Source organism: Pseudonocardia sp. N23, assembly GCF_002583555.1.
Taxonomy (GTDB): Bacteria; Actinomycetota; Actinomycetes; order Mycobacteriales; family Pseudonocardiaceae; genus Pseudonocardia.
Genome location: NZ_BEGX01000032.1, coordinates 41,068 through 63,827, shown reverse-complemented (window position 1 = coordinate 63,827; position 22,760 = coordinate 41,068). Strand labels below are relative to the sequence as shown.

22 protein-coding genes are annotated in these 22,760 nt (G+C 73.3%); 16 read left to right on the top strand and 6 right to left on the bottom strand.

What is annotated here, in order from left to right; genetic code table 11:
• Window positions 1-83 precede the first annotated feature (83 nt).
• Window positions 84-569, top strand: coding sequence for a phage holin family protein (locus TOK_RS11150; protein WP_098957757.1), 486 nt, complete (start codon window positions 84-86; stop codon window positions 567-569).
• A gap of 73 nt (window positions 570-642) precedes the next feature.
• The gene (locus TOK_RS11145; RefSeq protein WP_253258318.1) at window positions 643-1,518 is read left to right on the top strand and encodes an alpha/beta fold hydrolase; all 876 of its coding nucleotides are present in this window, start codon (window positions 643-645) and stop codon (window positions 1,516-1,518) included.
• On the opposite strand, the gene TOK_RS11140 is transcribed toward TOK_RS11145, so the two are convergent.
• Entirely contained in the window at window positions 1,508-2,545 is a 1,038-nt protein-coding gene (locus TOK_RS11140) for a glycerophosphodiester phosphodiesterase family protein (protein WP_098957755.1), read from the bottom strand. The genes TOK_RS11145 and TOK_RS11140 overlap by 11 nt on opposite strands.
• Before the next feature lie 197 nt (window positions 2,546-2,742).
• Here TOK_RS11140 and purD point away from each other — a divergent pair, with 197 nt between their 5' ends.
• The 3 genes from purD to TOK_RS34895 all read left to right on the top strand — a co-directional run bounded on the left by purD (window position 2,743) and on the right by TOK_RS34895 (window position 6,219).
• A complete protein-coding gene (purD, locus tag TOK_RS11135) occupies window positions 2,743-4,008 on the top strand; it encodes a phosphoribosylamine--glycine ligase (RefSeq protein ID WP_098957754.1) in 1,266 nt (421 codons plus the stop codon).
• Window positions 4,009-4,128: 120 nt separating this feature from the next.
• Window positions 4,129-5,301 (top strand): pyridoxal phosphate-dependent aminotransferase, encoded by a 1,173-nt coding sequence (locus TOK_RS11130; RefSeq protein WP_098957753.1) that lies wholly within the window; start codon window positions 4,129-4,131, stop codon window positions 5,299-5,301.
• Between the two features lie 150 nt (window positions 5,302-5,451).
• Entirely contained in the window at window positions 5,452-6,219 is a 768-nt protein-coding gene (locus TOK_RS34895; protein WP_098957752.1) for a potassium channel family protein, read from the top strand.
• On the opposite strand, the gene TOK_RS11120 is transcribed toward TOK_RS34895, so the two are convergent.
• Window positions 6,164-7,327: a low specificity L-threonine aldolase gene (locus TOK_RS11120; RefSeq protein WP_098957751.1), complete on the bottom strand. Its 1,164-nt coding sequence runs from the start codon at window positions 7,325-7,327 to the stop codon at window positions 6,164-6,166. The two genes, TOK_RS34895 and TOK_RS11120, sit on opposite strands and share 56 nt — an antisense overlap.
• A 173-nt stretch (window positions 7,328-7,500) precedes the next feature.
• On the opposite strand from TOK_RS11120, the gene TOK_RS11115 reads away from it, so the two are divergent.
• The 5 genes from TOK_RS11115 to TOK_RS11095 are packed head-to-tail and all read left to right on the top strand — an operon-like array spanning window position 7,501 to window position 11,797.
• Complete coding sequence (locus TOK_RS11115; RefSeq protein WP_098957750.1) at window positions 7,501-8,028, top strand: SigE family RNA polymerase sigma factor; 528 nt, start codon at window positions 7,501-7,503, stop codon at window positions 8,026-8,028.
• A gap of 11 nt (window positions 8,029-8,039) precedes the next feature.
• A complete protein-coding gene (locus TOK_RS11110; protein WP_098957749.1) occupies window positions 8,040-8,708 on the top strand; it encodes a hypothetical protein in 669 nt (222 codons plus the stop codon).
• 29 nt (window positions 8,709-8,737) lie between these two features.
• Entirely contained in the window at window positions 8,738-10,156 is a 1,419-nt protein-coding gene (gene purB, locus TOK_RS11105) for an adenylosuccinate lyase (protein ID WP_172457522.1), read from the top strand.
• On the top strand, window positions 10,153-10,989 hold the full coding sequence (locus TOK_RS11100) for a phosphoribosylaminoimidazolesuccinocarboxamide synthase (protein ID WP_098957747.1): 837 nt from the start codon (window positions 10,153-10,155) through the stop codon (window positions 10,987-10,989). The genes purB and TOK_RS11100 overlap by 4 nt, the downstream gene beginning before the upstream one ends.
• Before the next feature lie 55 nt (window positions 10,990-11,044).
• Window positions 11,045-11,797, top strand: a complete 753-nt coding sequence (locus TOK_RS11095) for a DUF2334 domain-containing protein (RefSeq protein ID WP_098957746.1) — start codon at window positions 11,045-11,047, stop codon at window positions 11,795-11,797.
• Window positions 11,798-11,879: 82 nt separating this feature from the next.
• Here TOK_RS11095 and TOK_RS11090 read toward each other — a convergent pair whose 3' ends face one another.
• Complete coding sequence (locus tag TOK_RS11090; protein ID WP_098957822.1) at window positions 11,880-12,506, bottom strand: MBL fold metallo-hydrolase; 627 nt, start codon at window positions 12,504-12,506, stop codon at window positions 11,880-11,882.
• Between the two features lie 146 nt (window positions 12,507-12,652).
• Between TOK_RS11090 and purS the strand changes: the two genes are divergently transcribed.
• From purS to TOK_RS11060, 6 genes are all read left to right on the top strand, one after another.
• Window positions 12,653-12,886 (top strand): phosphoribosylformylglycinamidine synthase subunit PurS, encoded by a 234-nt coding sequence (purS, locus tag TOK_RS11085; protein ID WP_098957745.1) that lies wholly within the window; start codon window positions 12,653-12,655, stop codon window positions 12,884-12,886.
• A gap of 20 nt (window positions 12,887-12,906) precedes the next feature.
• Window positions 12,907-13,578, top strand: coding sequence for a phosphoribosylformylglycinamidine synthase subunit PurQ (gene purQ / locus TOK_RS11080; protein WP_098957744.1), 672 nt, complete (start codon window positions 12,907-12,909; stop codon window positions 13,576-13,578).
• A gap of 93 nt (window positions 13,579-13,671) precedes the next feature.
• Window positions 13,672-14,856 (top strand): PP2C family protein-serine/threonine phosphatase, encoded by a 1,185-nt coding sequence (locus TOK_RS11075; RefSeq protein ID WP_253258317.1) that lies wholly within the window; start codon window positions 13,672-13,674, stop codon window positions 14,854-14,856.
• Window positions 14,853-16,565 carry an ATP-binding protein gene (locus TOK_RS11070; RefSeq protein WP_098957742.1) on the top strand — a complete coding sequence of 571 codons (1,713 nt, stop codon included), beginning with the start codon at window positions 14,853-14,855 and terminating at the stop codon, window positions 16,563-16,565. The genes TOK_RS11075 and TOK_RS11070 overlap by 4 nt, the downstream gene beginning before the upstream one ends.
• Entirely contained in the window at window positions 16,562-17,011 is a 450-nt protein-coding gene (locus tag TOK_RS11065) for a response regulator (protein ID WP_098957741.1), read from the top strand. The genes TOK_RS11070 and TOK_RS11065 overlap by 4 nt, the downstream gene beginning before the upstream one ends.
• Window positions 17,012-17,099: 88 nt before the next feature.
• Window positions 17,100-18,755, top strand: a complete 1,656-nt coding sequence (locus tag TOK_RS11060; RefSeq protein WP_141566350.1) for a right-handed parallel beta-helix repeat-containing protein — start codon at window positions 17,100-17,102, stop codon at window positions 18,753-18,755.
• Here TOK_RS11060 and galE read toward each other — a convergent pair.
• Genes galE through TOK_RS11045 form a run of 3 tightly spaced genes read right to left on the bottom strand, consistent with a single transcriptional unit; the run spans window position 18,718 to window position 22,723 of the window.
• Window positions 18,718-19,770 carry a UDP-glucose 4-epimerase GalE gene (gene galE / locus TOK_RS11055; protein ID WP_216361935.1) on the bottom strand — a complete coding sequence of 351 codons (1,053 nt, stop codon included), beginning with the start codon at window positions 19,768-19,770 and terminating at the stop codon, window positions 18,718-18,720. The genes TOK_RS11060 and galE overlap by 38 nt on opposite strands.
• A gap of 21 nt (window positions 19,771-19,791) precedes the next feature.
• Window positions 19,792-21,663, bottom strand: coding sequence for a glycosyltransferase family 2 protein (locus tag TOK_RS11050; protein ID WP_098957820.1), 1,872 nt, complete (start codon window positions 21,661-21,663; stop codon window positions 19,792-19,794).
• A gap of 7 nt (window positions 21,664-21,670) precedes the next feature.
• A complete protein-coding gene (locus TOK_RS11045; protein ID WP_098957739.1) occupies window positions 21,671-22,723 on the bottom strand; it encodes a UDP-glucuronic acid decarboxylase family protein in 1,053 nt (350 codons plus the stop codon).
• Between the last annotated feature and the right edge of the window lie 37 nt (window positions 22,724-22,760).

Genomic DNA, 22,760 nt, shown 5'->3' with positions numbered 1-22,760 from the left:
CACGATGACTCCTGATCACGACGTGTCACCGGCTCCCCGGAGCGACGGTGACGATCCCAGCAGGACAGAAGAAGGGGACCGCGGTGGCCAGCCCGACCAACACCGGCGGCACGGACGTTCCGCCTGTGCTGCCCTCGATCCCGCTGTCCGCGGACCCGGTCAAGCCGGAGGACCAGTCGGTCGGCGGACTCGTCAAGGACGTGACGACGCACCTGTCGTCGCTGGTCCGCTCCGAGGTGGAGCTCGCCAAGGCCGAGGTCACGTCCGAGGTCAAGAAGGGCGTGCAGGGCAGCATCTTCTTCATCGTCGCCCTGACGATCGTGCTGTTCAGCCTGTTCTTCCTGTTCTTCGCCCTGGGCGAGCTGCTCGCCCTGTGGCTGAACCGGGCGGCGGCGTTCGGCATCGTCTTCGGCTTCATGGTCGTCGTCGCCGGCCTGTTCGGCTTCCTCGGCTTCCTGCGGGTGCGCAAGATCCGCAAGCCGGAGCGCACGATCAGCTCGCTCAAGGACACCGCCCAGGTCATCGGCAGCCGCGGCAAGTCCGCGGGGAACACCCCTGAGCTGACCTGACCCGGTGGTCGCACGGCGCCGCGGGCCGGACCCGTCGGTCGTCCGGATCGAGGGCCCCTGGATCCACCGGGACGTGTCCGCCAACGGGATCCGGCTGCACGTCGCCGAGGCGGGCACCGGCCCGCTCGTCGTGCTGCTGCACGGCTTCCCGGAGTTCTGGTGGTCGTGGCGCCACCAGCTGCCCGACCTGGCCGCCGCCGGGTACCGGACCGTCGCTGTCGACCTGCGCGGCTACGGCGACTCCGACAAGCCGCCCCGCGGCTACGACCTGTGGACCCTCGCCGGCGACATCGCCGGCCTGATCCGGGCGCTCGGTGAGGAGCGCGCCACCGTCGTCGGGCACGACTGGGGCGGCTTCATCGCGTGGACGCTCGCCGCGCTGCACCCGCGGCTCGTCGCGGGGCTGGGGATCGTCGGCGCGGCGCACCCGCTGGCGTTCCGCCGGGCCGTGTGGCGCGACCCTCGCGGCCAGGGCCGGGCCACCGCCTCCTACGCGCTCGGCTTCCAGCTGCCGCGGCTGCCCGAAAGGTCCCTGCGCGTCGACGACGGCGCCCGGGTCGAGACGATCATGCGCCGCTGGGCGGGACACGACTGGACGATCACCCACGACTTCGCGGACGTGGTGGCGCACAACAGGTCCGCAATCCGGATCGGGGTCGTCGCGCACACGTCGATGGAGTACTACCGGTGGGCGATGCGCTCCCAGCTGCGCGCCGAGGGCCGGCGGTTCGCCGCGGCCGTCGCCCGTCCCGTCAGCGCGCCCGTCCTCGCCATCCACGGTGCCGACGACCCCTGCATCCTGCCCGCGACGGCCGCCGCGTCCGACCGCTGGGCCGGCGGCGGGGTGCGCCGCCACGTCCTCGCCCGCGCCGGGCACTTCCCGCACCAGGAACGGCCCGGGCAGGTACGCAGGCTGCTGCGTGACTTCGTCGCCGACGTCAGCCGCTGAGCCCTCGGCCGCGGCTCGTCGCCGCCGTCAGCGCGTCCCGGACCGCCACCGCCGTGTCGGGGTGGTCGCTGAACACGCCCTCGACGCCCAGTCGCAGGTACCGCTCCGCCTCGGCGAACGCGTCCCCGAAGTCGTCGTCGTGCCACTCGCCGTCGGGTCCCGGACGGCGCAGGTCGGCCGGTAGGAACCGGTTCTCGTTGCGCAGCGTGAACACCAGCACCGACAGCCCGAAGTCGTGTGCCTCCGACACCAGCAGCGGGTCGACGAGCCGCTTCGCCGCCCCGACCGCGTCGGCGTAGCGGGCGATCCCCGCGAACCCCGCGGGCGTGGCGAGATCGGCGAACGTCCGCGGGTCCCCGGCCGCGGTGAGGTCCGCGGGGGCCCCGTGGTCGTCGAGCAGCTGCACCAGGCCCGTCCGCAACGCCCCGCGCAGGGCGACGAGGTTCGCCGTCTCGAACGACTGCACCCACACCGGCGACCCCGGCCGGTTCAGACCCGCTCGGTCGAGCGCGTCGACCAGCGCGGGCTCGATCGGCAGGCCGCGGGCCGCGAACCAGCTGGAGTGCTTGATCTCGGGGAACAGCCCGATCGGCCTGCCGACCTCGGCCGACAGCCGCGCCCGCAGCTCGAGGATCTCGTCGAACGTCGCGACCGGGTGGCGTCCGTCGTGGAGTGTGTTGCGCCTGCGGACGTCCGGGATGCGCTCCACCGCGCGCAGCGTCCGCACCTCGGCCAGCGTCAGGTCGTCGACGAACCAGCCCTCGCGCGCGACGCCGTCGATCGTCTTCGTCGTCCGGCGGTCGGCGAACTCCGGACGTGCCGCGATGTCGGTCGTCCTGCCGATCTCCGGCTCGTGCCGGCCGACGAGAACCCCGTCGGCCGTGCACACCAGATCCGGCTCGAGCGCGTCGGCGCCGAGACGTACACCCAGCTCGTAGGCCGCGAGCGTGTGCTCCGGCCGGTATCCCGACGCTCCACGATGTGCGATCACCAGGGGTGCCGTCGCACCGGAGCCGAGGTCGATCACCGGCTGTCCTCCCGGTCGGGTGATGATCGGGCCAGTCTGGGGGCGCGGGACGACTGTCCGGGCGACGGAAGTCGACCGGGCGACGTCGCCGCGGTGAACGCGTGACGACCGCGCCGTCCCGCCTGGGACTGTGACGCGCGTCCGGATCCCGCATGCGGTGACCACCCACCCGCCGCGGGCCCCTAGGCTGGCCGACCGTGCGAGTCCTGGTGATCGGCTCCGGTGCCCGAGAGCACGCCCTGGTCCTGAGCCTGGCGTCCGACCCTGCGGTCACGGCGTTGGCGTGTGCCCCCGGCAACGCCGGCACCGCCGCCGTCGCCGAGCAGCACGGCGTCGACGCGGTCGACCCCGAGGCGGTCGTCGGGCTGGCCCGTGACTGGACGGCCGACCTCGTCGTCGTCGGGCCGGAGGTGCCGCTGGTCGCCGGTGTCGCCGACGCCGTGCGCGCCGCCGGCATCGACTGCTTCGGCCCCGGCGCCGCCGCGGCCCGCATCGAGGGCTCCAAGAGCTTCGCCAAGGACGTCATGACGGCCGCGGGCGTCGCCACCGCGGGCTGCGAGATCGTCGACAGCCCTGCGCTGCTCGACGCCGCGCTCGACCGGTTCACGCCGCCGTACGTCGTCAAGGACGACGGGCTCGCCGCAGGCAAGGGCGTCGTCGTCACCACCGACCGCGAGATCGCCCGCGCGCACGCCGCCGCCCTGCTCGACGGCGGCCACCCTGTGCTGCTGGAGACGTTCCTCGACGGACCGGAGGCGTCGCTGTTCTGCCTGGTCGACGGCACCACCGTCGTCCCGCTCGTGCCGGCCCAGGACTTCAAGCGCGTCGGCGACGACGACTCCGGTCCCAACACCGGCGGCATGGGCGCCTACGCCCCGCTGCCCTGGATCGACGACGCGGCGGTCGCCGACATCGTCGCCCGCGTCGTGCAGCCGGTCGCCGACGAGATGGCCCGGCGCGACGTCCCGTTCTCCGGGCTGCTCTACGCGGGCCTCGCCATGACCTCGGCCGGGCCGTCGGTCATCGAGTTCAACTGCCGGTTCGGTGACCCCGAGACCCAGGTCGTCCTCGCGCTCCTGCGCACCCCGCTCGCCGGCCTGCTGCGTGCCGTCGCCACCGGGACCCTCGCCGACGTCGCGCCCCTGGAGTGGGCCGAGGGCTCGGCCGTCACGGTCGTCGTCGCCGCAGAGGGCTACCCCGGCGTTCCCCGGCTCGGTGACGTCATCAGTGGCGCCGACGGGGAGGGCGTCCTGCATGCAGGCACCCGGCGCCGCGACGACGGCGCCGTCGTCTCCGCGGGCGGGAGGGTGCTCTCGGTCGTGGGCACCGGCGACGACCTCGACGGCGCCCGCGCCGACGCCTACGAGCGGCTCGCGGGCGTCAACCTCCCGGGCTCGCACCACCGCACCGACATCGCGGCCCGCGCCGCCCGCGGCGAGGTCGCGATCCCGGCCCGCGCCTGACCCGCGGCAGCCCCGAGCGATCCGCGCGCAACCTCGGCGTCCTCCTGCGCCCGGATCACGACCGTGAGGTTGCGGCCGGTTCTCGGGAGCGTCCGCCGGGGCGTCTCCTAGGCTCGGGACGTGACCGGTCCGCGCCCCGAAGCGCTTCGCTCGCAGATCCCGCCGTTCCACGTCATGGACGTCTGGCAGGCCGCGGCCGAGCGGGCCCGCAGCCACGGCGACCTCGTGAACCTCTCGGCGGGCCAGCCGTCGACGCCCGCGCCGAAGGCGGTGCGCACCGCGGCCGCGGCGGCGCTGGAGACCGAGGTCCTCGGCTACACCGTGGCGCTGGGCATCGAGCCGCTGCGCGAGGCGATCGCAGGCCACTACGGGCGCACCTACGACCTCGACGTCGCACCGGACGACGTCGTCGTCACCACCGGCTCGTCGGGCGGGTTCCTGCTGGCGTTCCTGGCCGCGTTCGACGCCGGCGACCGCGTGGCGCTCGCCCGGCCCGGCTACCCCTGCTACCGCAACATCCTCACCGCGCTGGGCTGCGAGGTCGTGGAGCTGCCGTGCGGCCCGGAGACGCGGTTCCAACCGACCGTCGAGATGCTGGAGGCGCTGGACGAGCCCGTCGCGGGCCTCATCGTCGCCAGCCCCGCCAACCCGACCGGCACGGTCCTCGACCCGGCGGAGCTCGCGGCGCTCGCGACGTGGTGCGAGGGCAACGGCGTGCAGTTCGTCAGCGACGAGATCTACCACGGCATCGGCTACGCCGGATCGCCCGCGACGTCGTGTGCCTGGTCGACGTCGCGGGAGGCGATCGTCGTCAACTCGTTCTCGAAGTACTTCTCGATGACCGGCTGGCGGCTGGGCTGGCTCGTGGTGCCGCCGCGGCTGCGCCGGGCCGTCGACCGGCTGACCGGCAACTTCACGGTGTGCCCGCCCGCGCTGCCGCAGCACGCGGCGCTGGCCGCGTTCGGCCCGGAGTCCTACGTGGAGGTCGACGCGCACGTCGAGCGCTACGCGCACAACCGGTCGCTGCTGCTCGACGGGCTGCGTGACCTGGGGATCGACAAGCTCGCCCCGGCCGACGGCGCCTTCTACGTCTACGCCGACGTGTCGCACCTGGCCGACGACTCGATGGCGCTGACCTACCGGCTGCTGGCAGAGACGGGGGTGGCCGTCGCGCCGGGGATGGACTTCGACCCCGTCGACGGCAACCGGTTCATCCGGTTCTCCTTCGCCGGCGGCACCGACGACATCGTCGAGGCGCTGCGACGGCTCCGGGGCTGGCTCCCTGCGGTGTGATCAGTGCCGCCCGGCGGCCGCCGGTCCGCGCTCGCCGCGACATCGCTGTGAACGTCGGACCCTCGTCCGACCAGGTCACGCCGCTGCTGGCCTGGATCGTCGGTGCCGCGGCGCCGGTGGCCGGTGGCCGGCGGCTATCGTCCCGGGCCCATGGACGAGCCGCGCATCGCCGCCTGGGACCGCCGCGTCGACTGGCCGTTGACCGGGCTGGCCGTGGTGTTCCTCGCGGTCTTCACGTGGCAGGTGCTGCAGCGGTCGCTGTCCCCGGAGATGCACGAGGCGCTCGACACCGTGCTGACGGTCATCTGGGCGATCATGGGCGCCGACTACGTCGTGCGGATCGCGCTGGCGCACCGGCGGCTGCGGTTCGTCGGGACACACATCCTCGACCTGCTGATCCTCGTGCTGCCGGTGCTGCGCCCGCTGCGTGCGCTGCGCGTCGTGACGATCATCGGGGTGCTGAACCGGCAGCTGCGTGACGACTTCCGCGGCCGCGTCGCCGTCTACGTGGCCGGCACGGTGACGCTGGTCGGGTTCGTCTCCGCGCTCGCGGTGCTCGACGCCGAACGCGACGCCCCGGGCGCGACGATCACGACGTTCGGCGAGGCACTGTGGTGGACGATCACCACGATCTCGACGGTCGGCTACGGCGCCCGGTACCCGGTGACGTTCGAGGGCCGGCTCGTCGCGGGCACGCTGATGGTCGCGGGTATCGCCCTGCTCGGTGTGGTGACGGCGTCGATCGCGAGCTGGTTCATCACGAACCTGCGCACCACCACGGCCGCGGCGGCCCAGCGCACTGAGGACGAGCTGCAGGACACGACGGAGCGGCTCGACGAGGTGCTCGTCGAGCTGCGGGCGGTCAACGCCCGGCTCGCCGCGCTGGAGCGCGACCGGCGGAGCCCGCCGCCCGCCTGAGGGAGCGGTGCCCGGGGCCGGCCGGTGCGAGGTGGGCAGGCGCGGGGTCCTGGACGCCGTTCTCCACGGGGCCGATCCGGTCGAGGGCGGTGTCGATGTCGCCGTCGGTGAGGTCGGCGTGGGTCATCAGCCGGACCTTCCCGGCCATCGGCGCCACCCGGACCCCGGAGTCCTCGAAGCGGGTGAGCGTCCCGGCCAGGTCGGCGACGCTGATCAGGACGATGTTGGTCTCCGGCTCGGAGACCTGCCAGCCGTGTTCGCGCAGCCCCTCGGCGAGGACCCGGGCCCGTTCGTGGTCCTCGGCGAGCCGGTCGACGCGGTCGAGGGCGACGAGTCCGGCCGCGGCGAGCACGCCACCCTGCCGGACACCGCCGCCGAGCATCTTGCGCAGCCGCCGCGCCTCCGCGGTGAACTCCGCCGACCCCGCGACCAGCGACCCGACGGGTGCGCCCAGGCCCTTGCTGAGGCAGACCTGCACGGTGTCGGCGCCGACGGTCAGCGCGCCGGGCGGCACCCCCAGCGCGACGGCGGCATGCCACAGCCGGGCACCGTCGAGGTGCACCGACAGCCCGGCGGCGCGGGCGGCGGCCGCGACGGCGGCGTGCTCCTCCGGCGCGGTGACGGTCCCGCCGGCGGCGTTGTGGGTGTTCTCCAGGCACAGCAGGCTGGTGCGCATCGTGTAGTAGGGCCCGGGCCCGCCGGCGGCCCGGCGCACGGCGTCGGGGGTGATCTTGCCGGGGCCGCCGTCGTGCTCGAGCGGCCGCGGCATGCCACCGGCCAGCCAGGCCGCGGTGCCCAGCTCGGCCTCGAGCACGTGGGAGCCTGCGGGGGCGAGGAAGGCGTCACCGCGGGTCAGGTGGGCCATCAGCGCGATGAGGTTGCCCATCGACCCGGACGGCACCCAGAGCGAGTCGGCGGCGCCGAGCAGCCCCGCGACCCGCTCCTCCAGGGCGCGCATCGTCGGGTCACGGTCGAGGACGTCGTCGCCCACCTCCGCGGCCGCCATCGCGGCACGCATCTGCTTGGTGGGCTGGGTGACGGTGTCGGAACGGAGATCGACGGGACCGGACTCGGACTTCGCGCGGCGGGCACGTGAGGTGGGTCGCACCCGTCGGATTCAAGCATCCCGACGACGGTCAGGTCGCGTCTGCGTCACGAGATGGTCACGGAGTTGGTCTGTTCGAGTGAAGACGGACGGGTGCTGCAACCGTGTACGCGGGATCGACCGTCCTGGATGCGTCGGGGCGTGACGGATCGGCTGCCGACAGAAGAGGGAGCGGTGTGGAGGCGTCCGTGGAACAGGAGTTCGCGGAGTACTTCGACGCGCGGCGCGACACCGTGCGGCGCACCGCGTTCCTGATGTGCGGGGACTGGCATCGCGCCGACGACCATGCCCAGGCCGCGTTCGTCGCGCTGCACCGGCACTGGCGCCGCATCCGGGGCCGTGACGACAACCGCGTCCTCGACGCGTGGGTGCGCCGCACGTTGATGCGCTCGGTCGTCGACGAGTCGCGGCGTCCGTGGCGGCGTGAACGGTTCACCCCGGACGTGCCCGACACGGCGGTGCGCTCCCATGACGCCGGGGACGGCGTCGCCACCAGGGAGACGCTCGTCGCCGCGCTGCGGACGGTGCCGCCGCGGCAGCGGGCGGTGCTCGTGCTGCGCTACTTCGACGACCTCGACGTCGCGGCCACGGCCGAGGCGCTGGGCTGCTCGGAGGGCACCGTGAAGAGCCAGACGTCGCACGGGCTGGCCGCGTTGCGCGCCGCGCTCGGCGACGGCATCGACGACCTGCGTCCGGCCGGTTGAGAGGGGGCGGCATGAGTGACCTGAGCGACCAGGACCTGACCGAGCTGATGCGGTCCGCGGGCCCGACGGCCCCGCCCGCTGCGTTCGGCGTCGACGACGTCGTCCGCGCCTCGAAGCGGGCCACCGCGCGCCGCCGGTCGGCGATCGCGGGTGGCGCGGCCGCGGCGGTGCTGGTGTTCGGCGGTATCGGCCTCGCCGTGGGCCTGCCGGGTGGTGGCGCGGAGACGGCGACGTCGTCGGCCGCGGGCGGCACGCCGAACTTCGAACGCGGCGACGCCGCCGTCCCGCCGAACGCCGCCGCGCCCACCGTGCCCGGGGCGTCGGACACCGGCTGCGTGCCGATGCAGGACCCCGGGCTGCGGGCGCTGCTGAACGAGGCGCTGCCTCAGGTTGCGACGGCGCGGGAGGCCGCGGTGCCCATGGTGTGCAAGCAGGGAGGCGGCCGCGAGGTCCACCTGGAGGTCGACGACGGCCCCGCCCACGGCGTGCTGACGGTCGTCTTCGCCCCCGCCGGTGAGCCCGTCGAGGACGGGCAACCCGTCGGCTGGGCCCGCGCGGGAGCACCCACGGCGTCGGGCGGGTACGTCGCCGTGACGTCGGTGTCCGACTCCGACTCGGGCGCGATCCCGTTCGAGTCGCAGCTCGCGGCGGTGGCGTCCACGCTGGCCCCCCGCTTGTAGGCGGCGGGCAACGCTTAGGATTCGTGCACGTGATCCCCAACGTGCTGGCCTCCCGCTACGCGAGCCCCGAGCTGGTCCGGCTCTGGTCGCCCGAGTACAAGATCGTGCTGGAGCGTCGGCTCTGGATCGCGGTGCTGCAGGCGCAGCGTGACCTCGGGGTCGAGGTACCCGAGCAGGCGATCACCGACTACGAGGCCGTCGTCGAGCGGGTCGACCTCGCCTCGATCGCCGCCCGCGAGCGCGTCACCCGCCACGACGTGAAGGCCCGCATCGAGGAGTTCAACGCCCTCGCCGGCCACGAGCACGTCCACAAGGGGCTGACCAGCCGCGACCTCACGGAGAACGTCGAGCAGCTGCAGATCCGGCTGTCGCTGGAGCTGGTCGCCGACCGGACCGTCGCGATCCTGGCCCGGCTCGCCCGCCGCGCCGCAGAGCTCTCGGAGCTGGTCATGGCCGGGCGCAGCCACAACGTCGCCGCCCAGGCCACGACGATGGGCAAGCGGTTCGCCTCGGCCGCCGACGAGCTGCTCGCCGCCTACGACCGGCTCACCGACCTGCGCAACCGCTACCCGCTGCGCGGCATCAAGGGCCCGGTCGGCACCGCGCAGGACATGCTCGACCTGCTCGACGGCGATTTCGTGAAGTTGACCGACCTCGAGGGCCGGGTCGCGTCGCATCTCGGCTTCGCCCGCACCCTGACCAGTGTCGGCCAGGTCTACCCGCGCTCGCTCGACCACGAGGTCACCTCCGCGCTCGTGCAGCTCGCCGCCGGACCGTCGAGCCTGGCAACGACGATCCGGCTGATGGCGGGCGCCGAGCTCGCCACCGAGGGCTTCAAGCCCGGCCAGGTCGGGTCGAGTGCCATGCCGCACAAGATGAACACCCGTTCCGCCGAGCGCATCAACGGCCTGATGGTCGTGCTGCGCGGCAACGCCGCCATGGCCGCGGAGCTGTCGGGCGCGCAGTGGAACGAGGGCGACGTCTTCTGCTCCGTCGTGCGCCGCGTCGCGCTGCCGGACGCCTTCTTCGCCCTCGACGGCCTCTTCGAGACCACGCTGACCGTGCTCGACGAGTTCGGCGCCTACCCGGCCGTCATCGCCCGCGAGCTCGACCGTTACCTCCCCTTCCTGGCGACGACGAAGGTGCTCATGGCCGCGGTCCGTGCCGGGGTGGGCCGCGAGACAGCGCACGAGGTCATCAAGGAGCACGCCGTCGGCGTCGCGCTGGCCATGCGGGAGAAGGGCCAGGTCGACAACGACCTGATCGCCCGCCTGCAGGGCGACGAGCGCCTCGCGCTGCCCGCCGGCCTGCTCGACGGGCTGCTCGCCGACCCGCTGTCGTTCACCGGCGCCGCCGGATCCCAGGTCGCGGCCGTCGTCGCCCGCGTCGAGGAGATCACCGCCGCGCACCCCGACGCGGCCGCCTACACCCCCGGAGCGATCCTGTGAAGCTGCTGCACTCGGGCAAGGTCCGCGACGTCTACGACCTCGACGGCGACCTCCTGCTCGTCACGTCGGACCGGCTCTCGATCTACGACGTCGTGCTGCCGACGACCGTCCCCGACAAGGGCGCCCTGCTCACCGCGCTGTCGCTGTGGTGGTTCGACCGCACCGCCGACCTCGTCCCGAACCACGTCGTCTCCGCCACCGACGTGCCCGCGGAGTTCGCCGGCCGCGCGATCCGGTGCCGGAAGCTGGAGATGCTCCCGGTCGAGTGCATCGCGCGGGGCTACCTCACCGGCCTGGGGCTCAAGGAGTACGAGAAGCAGGGCACCGTGTCCGGCATCGAGCTTCCGCCCGGGCTCGTCGAGGGCTCGAAGCTGCCGGAGCCGATCTTCACCCCGACCACCAAGGCACCGGTCGGTGAGCACGACGAGTTCATGACGTTCGACGAGGTCGTCGACACGGTGGGCGCCGCGACGGCCGAGCGGCTGCGGGACCTGACACTCGCCGTCTACGCGCGCGGCGCGGACATCGCGGGGCGGGCGGGGATCATCGTCGCCGACACCAAGCTGGAGTTCGGCCTCGACCCGGCCAGGGAGATCGTCCTCGGCGACGAGGTCCTGACCAGTGACTCGTCCCGGTACTGGCCCGCCGACCAGTACGAGCCGGGGCGGCCGCAGTTCTCCTTCGACAAGCAGTACGTCCGCGACTGGTCGGCCACGCTCGACTGGGACCGCACCCCGCCCGGCCCCGAGGTCCCCGCCGACGTCGTCGCCGCCACCCGAGCCCGCTACGTCGAGGTCTACGAGCGCATCACGGGGACCACCTGGGGTTCGTGAGCCGTTCCCCGGGAACGGGGTGCGCGGTTCACCGTCGGTGTGGCGCCATGGTGACATGGCCGCCCGACTCATGGTGTCGCTGTCCGGACTGACCGCCGACCCCGACGCCCTCGACCTCGCCGCCGCGCTCGTCGACGACCTCGACGCCCGCGGGGTGCCGGTCTCGCACCTGTTCCGGCCGCGGATGCGCCGCGGCGACGCCCCCGACCCGGGTGTGGTCGCCTGGCTGCAGGCGCGGCGGACGGTCGGCGACGCCGTGCTCCTGCACGGCCACGACCACACGCCCGATCCCATCGGGGCCTGGCAGTCGTCGCCCGTGCGGCTGGGCAGGCGCGCCGAGTTCGCGCTGCTCCCGCGGCACGAGGCCGGCCTGCGGATCACCGCCGCCCGTCGGGCCGCCCGTTCCGTCGGCCTCGACACCGACCTGTTCGCCCCGCCGCGCTGGCTGGCGTCGCCGGGCACGGTGGAGGCGCTGGCTGAGGCGGACTTCGCGTTGTGCGCCGACGAGACCGCCGTCCGCGTGCTCCGGGCGGGGACGACGACGGCGTCCCGGGTGCTCGGCTTCCGCGTCTCCGGGGACCGCCGCGCCGAGGACCGGCCGGCCCCCGAGACCTGGCGCTGCCGGCTGCTCGTCGCCGAGGCGGCTCGGGTCGCCCGTCGTGGCGGGCTCGTCCGGATCGGCCTGCGGGTCAAGGACCTGCGCCGCCCCCTGCGCGTCGCCGCCGCGCTCTCGGCCGTCGACGTCGTCCTCGCGGCGGGCGCGCGCCCCCACACCTACGCCGAGGGCGTCCACGCCGGCGCGGCCTGACGCAGGAGACAACGCGCGCTCGACCTCACGGTCGCGATGCGCGGCCGGGACGACAGTGAGGTTGCGCGCGGGTGAGGCGGTGTCAGACCTTGGTCGCGGCTTCGCGCTCCAGGACCTGGACCGTGGTGCCGGCCGGGCCCAGGGCCTCGAACATGCCGTAGTGCATCGCCGGGCGGGAGAGGACGGCCTCGTGGATCGGGACCGCGGTGCGCGGCGCGACCGCGCGCAGGTAGTCGACGGCGTCGGACAGCTTGAGCCACGGTGCGCCCGTCGGCAGCAGCAGGACGTCGAGCTCGCCGGGCGCCGGGGTGAAGGAGTCGCCGGGGTGCAGCGTCGAGCCGTCGATCAGGTAGCCGTTGTTGGGCACGATCGGGATGTCGGGATGGATGACCTCGTGGTCCCCGCCGAGGACGTCGATTGCGGCGCCCGCGACGGAGAACGACTCCCCGGGGGCGACGACCTCGTGGGTGTAGTCGTGCAGCATCGACGACGTCCCGATGTCGACGATGAGCCGCGCCTCCGGGTTGGCGGCCAGCAGCGGCGCCAGCCGGTCTTCGTCGAGGTGGTCTGCGTGCTGGTGCGTCACGAGGATGGCGTCGATCCCGCCGAGCTTCTCGAAGCCGGACGAGAAGGTCCCCGGGTCGAACAGCAACCGGGCGGCACCGGTGTCGACGAGCACACACGCGTGGCCGAAGTGGGTGATCTGCACGGCGGCCACTTTGCTCCCGACGGCCGGTCCTGCGCCAGCGAACGGCCCCGATCCGGGTGCCTGGCGTCGGCAGTGTCACAACCGCTCGCCCGTTCATCACCGCAGGTGGGCGTGATCGGCGCCGACCGCCCCCGTAGTCTTGCGGTGTGGCGCGAGTGGTCGTTGACGTGATGCCGAAGCCGGAGATCCTGGACCCGCAGGGACAGGCGGTGACGCGTGCCCTGACCCGGATCGGGATCGGCGGCGTCGCCGACGTGCGGCAGGGAAAGCACTTCGAGCTGGAGGTCGACGACTCGCTCGACGACGAGACCCTCCACCGCATCGCGGGTGACCTGCTGGCCAACCCGGTGATCGAGGACTGGACGGTGACCCGGGTATGAGTGCTCCCGGATCGAGTGGGATGCGGATCGGCGTGATCACCTTCCCCGGCACGCTCGACGACGTCGACGCGAGCCGGGCGGCGCGCCGCGCCGGTGCGGAGGCGGTGGCGCTGTGGCACGGCGACCACGACCTGCGCGGGGTCGACGCGGTGGTGGTCCCCGGCGGCTTCTCCTACGGCGACTACCTGCGCGCGGGTGCGATCGCGAGCCTCGCGCCGATCATGCGCGAGGTCGTCGACGCGGCCCGCAAGGGAATGCCGGTCCTGGGCATCTGCAACGGGTTCCAGATCCTGTGCGAGGCGGGGCTTCTGCCGGGTGCGCTGGTGCGCAACGCCGGCCTGCACTTCGTGTGCCGTGACCAGGCGCTGCGGGTCGAGTCGTCGTCGACGGCGTGGACCGGCGGTTTCGAGGCCGGCCAGGAGATCGTCGTCCCGCTGAAGTCGGGTGAGGGCCGTTTCGTCGCGAGCACCGACACGCTGGCCGAGCTGGAGGGCGAGGGCCGGGTGGTGTTCCGCTACGTCGGCGGAGCCCCGAACGGCGCGATGGCCGACATCGCGGGGGTCGCGTCGGCCGACGGACGGGTGGTCGGTCTGATGCCGCACCCCGAGCACGCGATCGACTCGCTGACCGGGCCGACTGCCGACGGGCTGGGTCTGTTCACGTCGGTCCTCGGGGCGGTCGCGGCGGCCTGAGCGCCGTCCCGGGTCGCGATGGCGGGGGTGGTCGGCTCTAGGCTGTCGCGACCGCCGCGGACGCGGTACCGGCCTGGGGAGGAGCACGATCACGTGACGCGCGCCCTTCCTGCGGAGCCCGGCCGCCGGGTCCTGCTCGTGGAGGACGATCCGGGTGATGCCTTCCTCGTCGAGGAGCTGCTCTCGGAGGTCGATCCCGAGGTCGAGCTGAGCCTGTCGGGCTCGTTGGGCGACGTGCTCGAACACCGGCTGTACGCCACGGCCGACTGCATCCTGCTCGACCTGAACACCCCGGGGACGACGGGTGGCCTCGACGGCCTGCGCAAGCTGCTCAACGCCGACCCGGGCGCCGCGGTGTGCGTGCTCACGGGCCTGGACGACGAGCACCTGGGCATTGCGGCCGTCGGGATCGGGGCGCAGGACTACCTGGTGAAGGGCAAGGCCGACGGGCCGGTGCTGATCCGGGCGATCCGCTACGCGATCGAGCGGCGCCGGGCGGAGGCGGGTCTGGTCCGGCTGCGTGAGGAACAGCTCGCGGCGGCGGAGTCGGTGCGCCTGGAGCGCGGCCTGATGCCGACGCCGCTGCTGGCCGGCTCGGGTGTCGCGGCGCGGACGTTCTACCGGTCGGGTCGCACGCGGTCGGTGATCGGCGGCGACTTCTTCGACGCGGTCCTCGACCCGTCGGGCACGGTGCACGCGATCGTCGGCGACGTGTGCGGCCACGGCCCGGACGAGGCGGCGCTGGGTGCATTGCTGCGGGTGTCGTGGCGGGCGCTGGTGCTGGCCGGTGTCGCGGAGCCGCAGCTGCTTCCGAAGCTGCAGGAGGTACTGGTCAGCGAGCGGCACGACCCATGCCTGTTCACGACGGTGTGCACCGTGGCGTTCACCCCGCACGGCGCGGGCGGCGCGGGCCGGGGGCTCGTCCGGGTCGCGGGGCATCCGCCGCCGGTGCTGCTCGGGCCGCACCCCGGCACCCAGCCGCCGAAGGTCGGTCTGCCGCTGGGGATCCACGCGGACGCCGTCTGGGAGCCCGTGGAGATCACGCTCGACCCCGGGTGGTCGCTGCTGCTCTACACCGACGGCCTCGTCGAGGGCCGCGGCCGCGTGCCCGGCGAGCTGCTGTGGGAGGAGGGCCTGCTGGCCCTGCTCGCGGAGCACGCCGCGACGCCGCTGGACATGCTGCCCGGGCGGCTGGTGGAGCTGGTCGAGGACATCAACGGCGGGCCGCTGGCCGACGACGTCGCGATCCTGGTGCTGTCCGGCGAGGGCCTGGCGTGACCGGTCCGGCCGACACCGGGACGGGCCGGGCCCGTCCCCGCCGGCCACGGCTGCGCGTCGGCAAGGGCGGCGGACTGCCCGTCGACGGCAGGGCACGGGCCGACGAGGGCCGGCACTGGCCGCTCGCGCGGATCTTCGGGGTGGTCGCCGCCACGGCGCTGCTGCTCGCGGTGATCGCCGCCGTCGTCGGCACGGTGTCGCTGTCGCGGCTCAACGCCGCCCGGGCCGACCTGCTCGACGAGATCGGCCCCGCCGTGCGCACCGGCCAGACGCTGGAGACCGCCCTGGTCGACCAGGAGACCGGCGTGCGCGGGTTCCAGCTCAGTGGGCGCGAGGAGGCACTCGCCTCCTACGCCGGCGGGCTGCGCACCGAACAGGACGCGACGGCCACGCTGACCGGGCTGCGCGACCGGGTGCCGGGTCTGGGTGAGCGGCTCGACCGCATCGAGACCGGCATCGACGCCTGGCACACCGGCTACGCCGAACCGGCGATCGCCGCGGTCCGGGAGGGCCGGCCGGTCGACTCGGGCGCCCCCGACACCGGCCGCAGTCTGTTCGACCCCGTCCGCGCCGCGGTCGACGACCTCCAGACCGATCTCGAGACCCAGCGCCTCGCTGCCCGCGAGAAGCTCGACACCGCGTCGGCGTTCGTCAGCGCTGTCGGGATCGTGGTGGCCGTCGTGGCCCTGCTGTTCCTGGTGGCCGCGGGTGTCGTGCTGCGCCGTGCGGTGCTGCACCCGATCTCGCGGCTGGCCGCGCAGGTCCGTGGCGTGGTGTCGGGGCGGGTCACCGACGAGGTGGAGGCGAGCGGCCCCCGAGAGATCATCATGCTCGGCGACGACGTCGAGGCCATGCGTGCGCACATCGTCCGCGAGCTCGACCGGGCCAAGGACACTGCGGACCGGCTCGACGAGCAGACCCGCGACCTGGAGCGGTCCAACCGCGACCTGGAGCAGTTCGCGTACGTCGCGAGCCACGACCTGCAGGAGCCGCTGCGCAAGGTCGCCAGCTTCTGCCAGCTGCTGCAACGCCGCTACGGCGACAAGCTCGACGAGCGCGGCGACCAGTACATCGAGTTCGCTGTCGACGGTGCGCAGCGGATGCAGCGGCTGATCAACGACCTGCTGGCGTTCTCCCGGGTCGGCCGCACGACGGCCGGCTTCACCACGCTCGCTCTGCGCGACGTCGTCGCCGCGGCGGCGGAGCAGCAGGAGGCGCCGCGGGCGGAGGCGGGCGGCGAGATCGTCGTCGGGGAGCTGCCGTCGCTGATGGGGGACCGTCAGCTGCTGCTGCAGCTGTTCGCCAACCTGATCGGAAACGCGCTCAAGTTCCGCAGGCCCGAGGAGCCGCCGGTCGTCCGGATCGCGGCGACGCCCGTGGGCCGGCCGGAGGAGGGCTGGGAGATCGCGGTGTCGGACAACGGCATCGGGATCGAGCCCGAGTACGTCGACAAGGTCTTCGTGATCTTCCAGCGGCTGCACGGCCGCGACGTCTACACAGGAACTGGCATCGGCCTGGCGCTCGCGAAGAAGATCGTCGAGTTCCACGGAGGCCGCATCTGGGTCGACACCGACCCGCGCCCCGAACCGGGGACCACGATCCGGTTCACCCTCGTCCCGCCGCGGGTTCCCCGTGGACAGGCCGTGGCGGCGCCGACCGACGAAGCCGAGCCGGCGGACATGTCCGCAGGCCGGGAAGGAACGCGATGACCGACGACGCGCGAGTGATCAACGTCCTGCTGGTCGAGGACGACCCGGGCGACGTGCTGATGACGCGGGAGGCGTTCGACGAGTACCTGCACAACCGGCTCGACGTCGTCACCGACGGCGCGGAGGCGATGGCCTACCTGCGCAACGAGGGGCAGTACGCCGACGCGCCCCGCCCCGACCTGGTGCTGCTCGACCTGAACCTGCCCCGGCGCGACGGCCGGGAGGTGCTCGCCGAGGTGAAGGCCGACCCGAGCCTGTCGGCGATCCCGGTGATCGTGCTGACGACGTCGCAGGCCGAGGAGGACGTGCTGCGCAGCTACCAGCTGCACGCCAACGCCTACGTGACCAAGCCGGTCGACTTCGACCGCTTCATCGAGGCGATCAAGCAGATCGACCACTTCTTCGTCAGCGTGGTCCAGCTGCCCGGCGGCGAGCGGCCCGGCTGAGGATCACCCACCCGGGGAGGTTCGTCGTCCCGGCCGGGAGCACGCGCGGTCTAGACTTGCGCGGCGCGACCAGGGCGAGGAGGACACGGTGGCGAGTCCTCGTGCCCCGCGGTCGACGGCTGTCGCGACGGTGATCGCTGCGCTGCTCGTGTCGTCGTGCTCGGTGCTGGGCGGGACGCCGGGTGAGCGAACCTTCTACGTGAGCCCCACCGGCGACGACTCCGCCCGAGGCACGTCGCAGGGGACGGCCTGGCGAACGCTGGACAGGGCGTCGGCGGCGCGGCTCGTGCCGGGGGACCGACTGCTGCTCCAGGGCGGTGCGACGTTTGAGGGCCGGCTGCGGATCGACGCCGACGACGCGGGCGACCCGGGCAGGCCGGTGGTCGTCGGGAGCTTCGGCGACGGTCGTGCCCGCATCGAGAGCAGGCAGGACGCCGCGGTCCTCGTCATCGACACGAGCGGCGTGCGCATCGGCGACCTGGTCGTCGTCGGGAAGGGGGCGGAGGGGGTCGTTCCCGGCTCCGCCGGGGTGCGGTTCTACAGCGACCTGGCGGGCGGTCGCATGCTCGACGCCGTCGGGGTGTCGGGCGTGGACGCCAGCGGGTTCGTCAACGGGGTCGAGATCGGCGCGGCGAACATCGGCTCCGGTTTCCGCGACGCAGTCGTCGACGACGTCGTCACGCACGACAACCGGGACGCCGGCCTCGCCGTGTACGGGCCGGAGCTCGACCCGGCCTCGCCGGCCTATGCGCACGAGGGACTGACGGTCTCGCGTGTCACGGCGTTCGGCAATCACGGCGACCCGGCCAATACGCGGCACAACACCGGCAGCGGCATCGTGGTGGGCAGCGTGCGCGGCGCGACCGTGTCGGGCTCGGTGGCGCACGACAACGGAGGTTCGGGCGGGTCCGGTGAGGGCCCCGTCGGCATCTGGACCTACGACTCCGACCAGGTCGTCATCGAGCACAGCCTGTCGTACCGCAACCGGACGGCCCGGCTCGCCGACGGCGGCGGCTTCGGGCTCGACCAGAACACCTCGAACTCCGTCATGCAGTACAACCTGTCCTACGACAACCACGGTCCGGGCTTCCTCGTCTACACCGGGCAGGAGAACGACGTGCACCGCGGCAGCGTCGTGCGGTTCAACGTCAGCAGTGGTGACGCACGCCGGTGGAGCATCTACGGGGGCATCACCGTCCTCGGCCGGACCGACGACGTGCGGGTCTACCAGAACACCGTCGTGATGGCGCCCCAGCGGAGCGACCCGTCGTCGGCGCTGCGACTGGGTCCGGGGATCTCGGGGGTCGTTGTGCGGAACAACCTCTTCGTCAGCCGCGGTGCAGGGCCGCTCGTCGTGGCCGAGCAGGGCATCGGCCGCACCGTCGCGGTGCTCGCGGGAAACGGCTACACCGCTGACGGCGTGCCCTGGTCGGTCCGCTGGGGCAGCAGGTCCTTCGGCGCCCCGGAGGCCTGGCGGGCCGGCACCGGCCAGGAGACCGAGAGCGGTGCGCCGACCGGTGTCGTCGCGGACCCGCTGCTGCCCGGCCCCCTCGTCGGCCTGACGGCGACCGTTGCCGACGACCCCGCAGTGGACGCGGGTTTCGTGCCCGGCGCGGGGTCTCCGCTGCTGCGTGCAGGTCTCGATCTCACCGCGTTGCTCGCCCCGGAAGCCGGTCTCCTCGACCGGACGGGCGCGCCGGTGCCGCTCACCGGCTCCGACGTGGGGGCGCTGCAACGGCGCTGATCCGCCGTCCGGGGTAGCCCGTGGGGTGGGACCGCTGGAACCGCCAGGCGTCGCGACACATCGCGGCCACGTCGAGCCGGGCGCGCCAGCCCCACTCCCGCTCCACGAGTGCGGTGTCGGCGACGAGCTCGGCGACGTCGCCGGGGCGACGGTCCACCACGGCATGGGGGATCGGCCGTCCGGCGGCCTCGGCGAACTCCGCGACGAGGCGGCGGACCGACGTCCCCACTCCGGTACCGAGGTTGAGTACCCTCATGCCCGGCTGCAGCCGGTCGAGCGCGACGCGGTGCCCGTCCGCGATCTCGACGACGTGGACGTAGTCGCGCACGGCGGTGCCGTCCGGCGTGGGGTAGTCGCCGCCGAAGATCTCCAACCGGTCCCGTCGGCCGACGGCCACCTGCATGAGCAGTGGGAAGACGTTGGTGACAGCGCCGCGCGGGTCCTCGCCGAGCAGCCCGCTCGGATGCGCGCCGGCTGGGTTGAAGTACCGCAACGCCACCGCGGCCAGCTCGGGGTGGCGGGCGGCGGCGTCGGCGATCACCTGCTCGCACATCCACTTCGAGCGTGCGTAGGGGTTGGTCGGCCGGGCCGGGAGGCTCTCGTCGAGCAGCCCCGCGCCGGTGTCGCCGTAGATCGAGCACGACGAGGAGAAGACGAGACGGTGCACGCCGCTCGCGAGCATCGCCTGCAGGAGTGTGACCGTCCCGCCGACGTTGATGTCGTAGTACTCCAACGGGATCCGGACCGACTCGCCGACTGCCTTGCGCGCGGCGAAATGGACCACCGCGTCGACCCGGTGGGCGGCGAGGACTGCGTCGAGCCCGGCGCGGTCGCGCACGTCGACGTCGTGCGCGACGAGGGTACGCCCGGTGACCGCCTGCACCGCGTCGAGCGCGGCGGGTGAACCGGTCGAGTGGTCGTCGACGACGACCACGTCGTGACCGTGTTCGAGCAGCTCCACGCACGTGTGCGAGCCGATGAACCCGGCGCCGCCGGTGACGAGCACGGTGGACACGTTCTGTACCTCCGGTACAGGTCAGGTCGCGAGGACGATCGAGACGTAGAACGGGAACAACACGGCGGGGACGGCGAGGAGTGCCCAGCACCCGGCGCCGACGAGCACCGACGCCGCGGCCGTCCGTCGCACGGCGTGTGCTCGTCCCACCCCGGCCGAACGGGCCGCCTCGACGCCGTGCAGGACCGCGACGGCCGTCGTGACGGTCGCGTAGGCCACCGCGCCGAGCAGACACAGGCCCACGTAGCCGACGGCGCCGGTCAACGCCTCCCCGGCGAACGCGCTGATCGACAGCATCGCCGAGAACGTCGCGTACGGCGCGACGATCCGCACGGGCAACGGTTCCAGGCCGTCGTGCGCCTTGGGTGTGACGCGGAAGGTGATGGACCGAGGTCGGAACCGTTGGCCGACTGCGGCGACCACGCCCCAGGCCACGTAGGGCCAGCGGGCCAATGCGTAGAGCCAATTCTCCCAGCTGAGGACGGGCGCTCGCCGGGGCCGGAGCAGTCCGTTGCGGCGCAGTACGAGCAGCACCGCGACCAGCCACGCAGACAGCAGCCACCAGCGGAGCAGGAACTCGACGTAGTCGACCTGTACCCACCGCATCCCGGTCACCGCCGCGACCGGCGGCAGCAGCAGGCCGGCGGTGGTCGTCAGCACGAGCAGCGAGTAGAAGACCAGTGCGTAGAAGAACCTCACCCGGAGCCTCCACGGGAGCCGGCCGAGGTGGCGAGGGACCAGGTCGAGCAGCAGCGTCGTCAGGCTCCGCGACCACTGGAACTCCTGGGTGAGCATCGCTCCGACGGTGAGCGGGCCGTCGCCGCGCGCGTCGGCGTCGAGGGCGAACACGCCCTGCCAGCCCGCGGAGTTCAGCAGGAACGCCGTCGAGAAGTCCTCGGCGAGCTCCGGGCCGATGCCGCCGATACGCGCCACCGCCTCGGTCCGTACCGCGTAGTGCGAGCCGATGCACACCGGGGCCAGCCCCGCCGAATGGCCGGCCTGGATCGCGCCGTGGAACGCGGCCTCCCGGTGCAGCCTGCCGCGCGCCGACCACGAGCCCGTGCCCTCCTGGTCGCATACGCTGGGGGCGGCGACGTAGCCGACCGCGGGGTCGCCGAACGGGCGCACCATGTGCGCGAGGTAGTCCGGCCCCGGGACGTGGTCGCAGTCGAGCTGCGCGACGACGTCGTAGTCGCGGTATCCGCGCCGGTCGTAGAAGAAGGCCAGGTTGCCCTCCTTGCACCGGGTACGCCGCGGCCACACGTCCCGGTGGTAGGCCGCGACGCCACGTCTGCTCGACACCCCGATGCCGTGGTCGTGGCACCAGCGCAGGGTCTCCGTCGTCGGGTCCTCGTCGCAGAGCCACACGTCGTAGCCGTACGGGAACCGCTGCGCGCACATCGCCCGAAGGGTTCGGCGGGCGACGGCCCAGGGCTCCGAGGGGGCTTTTGTCACGACGAACGCCACCCGCAGCAGCGGGACCGGCAACCGTGGGTCGACCCGGCGAACCCGGTTCGCGGTCAGCAGGAAGTAGGCGGGCAGCAGCGTCAGATAGGCCAGCACGGCACTGTTGACGACGAGGCCCGCCCAGCTCGTCCGGTGGGCCGGCTGCAGCCACCACACCCAGAACATCACCAGGCTCGACGCCCAGCCGATGCTCAGCGCGGCCACGAGGACCTGGTCTCGTCGCCCCACCACGGGAACGAGCAGGCCGGCGCCGAGGTCGCGCCGGACCGGTGGTCCGGGCGCGAACGTCGGCCCGGACGGGGGTGCGTCGACGACCCCGCCGCCGGACAGGGACCTCAGATGGTCCAGGAGCTCGTCGGCCGTACCGGCCGCGTGCCGTGGCCGTTGACGACCTGGTGCCCGCAGGTCGGACGTGGGCTGCTCCATCGCCGGGTCAGTGGCCGGCGTCGCCGAGCGCCCCGGCGGGCCGCGCTGAGACCGCGTCCAGGACGACACGCGGCGGTTCGACCGCGTCGAGGACGACGGGTCGGATGTCGTCGTGGACACGGAACCACGCGATCGTCCGGCGCAGGCCCTCGTCGATGTCGATCATGGGCTCCCACCCGAGCCGGGTGCGGGCCGCGGTGATGTCGGGCCGGCGCCGGGTGGGGTCGTCCACGGGCAGCGGGAGGTGCACGACCGGGGCGGTCGATCCCGTCAGCGCCAGGACCAGCGCGGCGAGCTCGGTGACCGTGCGTTCGGCCGGGTTGCCCAGGTTGACCGGACCGGGCTCGCTGCCGTCGAGCATCGCGACGATGCCGCGGACCAGGTCGTCGACGAAGCAGAAGCTCCGGGTCTGGCCGCCGTCGCCGTGGATCGTCATCGGCTCGCCCTGCAGGGCCTGCGTCACGAACGAGGAGACGACCCGCCCGTCGGTCGGGCGCATCCGCGGGCCGTAGGTGTTGAAGATGCGGATGATCCCGACGTCCACGCCGTGGGTGCGGCGGTACGCGGCGGACAGGGCCTCGGCGAACCGTTTGGCCTCGTCGTAGACGCTGCGCGGGCCGACGGGGTTGACGTTGCCCCAGTAGTCCTCGGTCTGCGGGTGCTGCAGTGGGTCGCCGTAGACCTCGCTCGTCGAGGCCAGGACGAATCGCGCGCCCTTGAGCCGGGCCAGCTCCAGGCAGTGCTCGGTCCCACGGCTGCCGACGGCCAGCGTCTGCAACGGCCTGGCGTGGTAGTCGACCGGCGAGGCCGGGCTCGCGAGATGCGCCACGGCGTCGACCCGACCGTCCACGTCGAACGGTGTGGTGACGTCGTGCTCGACGAGCTGGAACCGCCTGTGTCCGGTCAGCGCGGCGACGTTGGCCGCTCGTCCGGTCGAGAGGTCGTCCAGGCACACGACGGTGTCACCCCTGGCGACCAGCGCCTCGCAGAGGTGCGACCCGACGAACCCGGCGCCGCCGGTCACTACTACTCGCACGAGCACCTCGGTGGGTCGACGCATCCGTTCTACGACGATCGGACGATACTGGTGCCCTGAT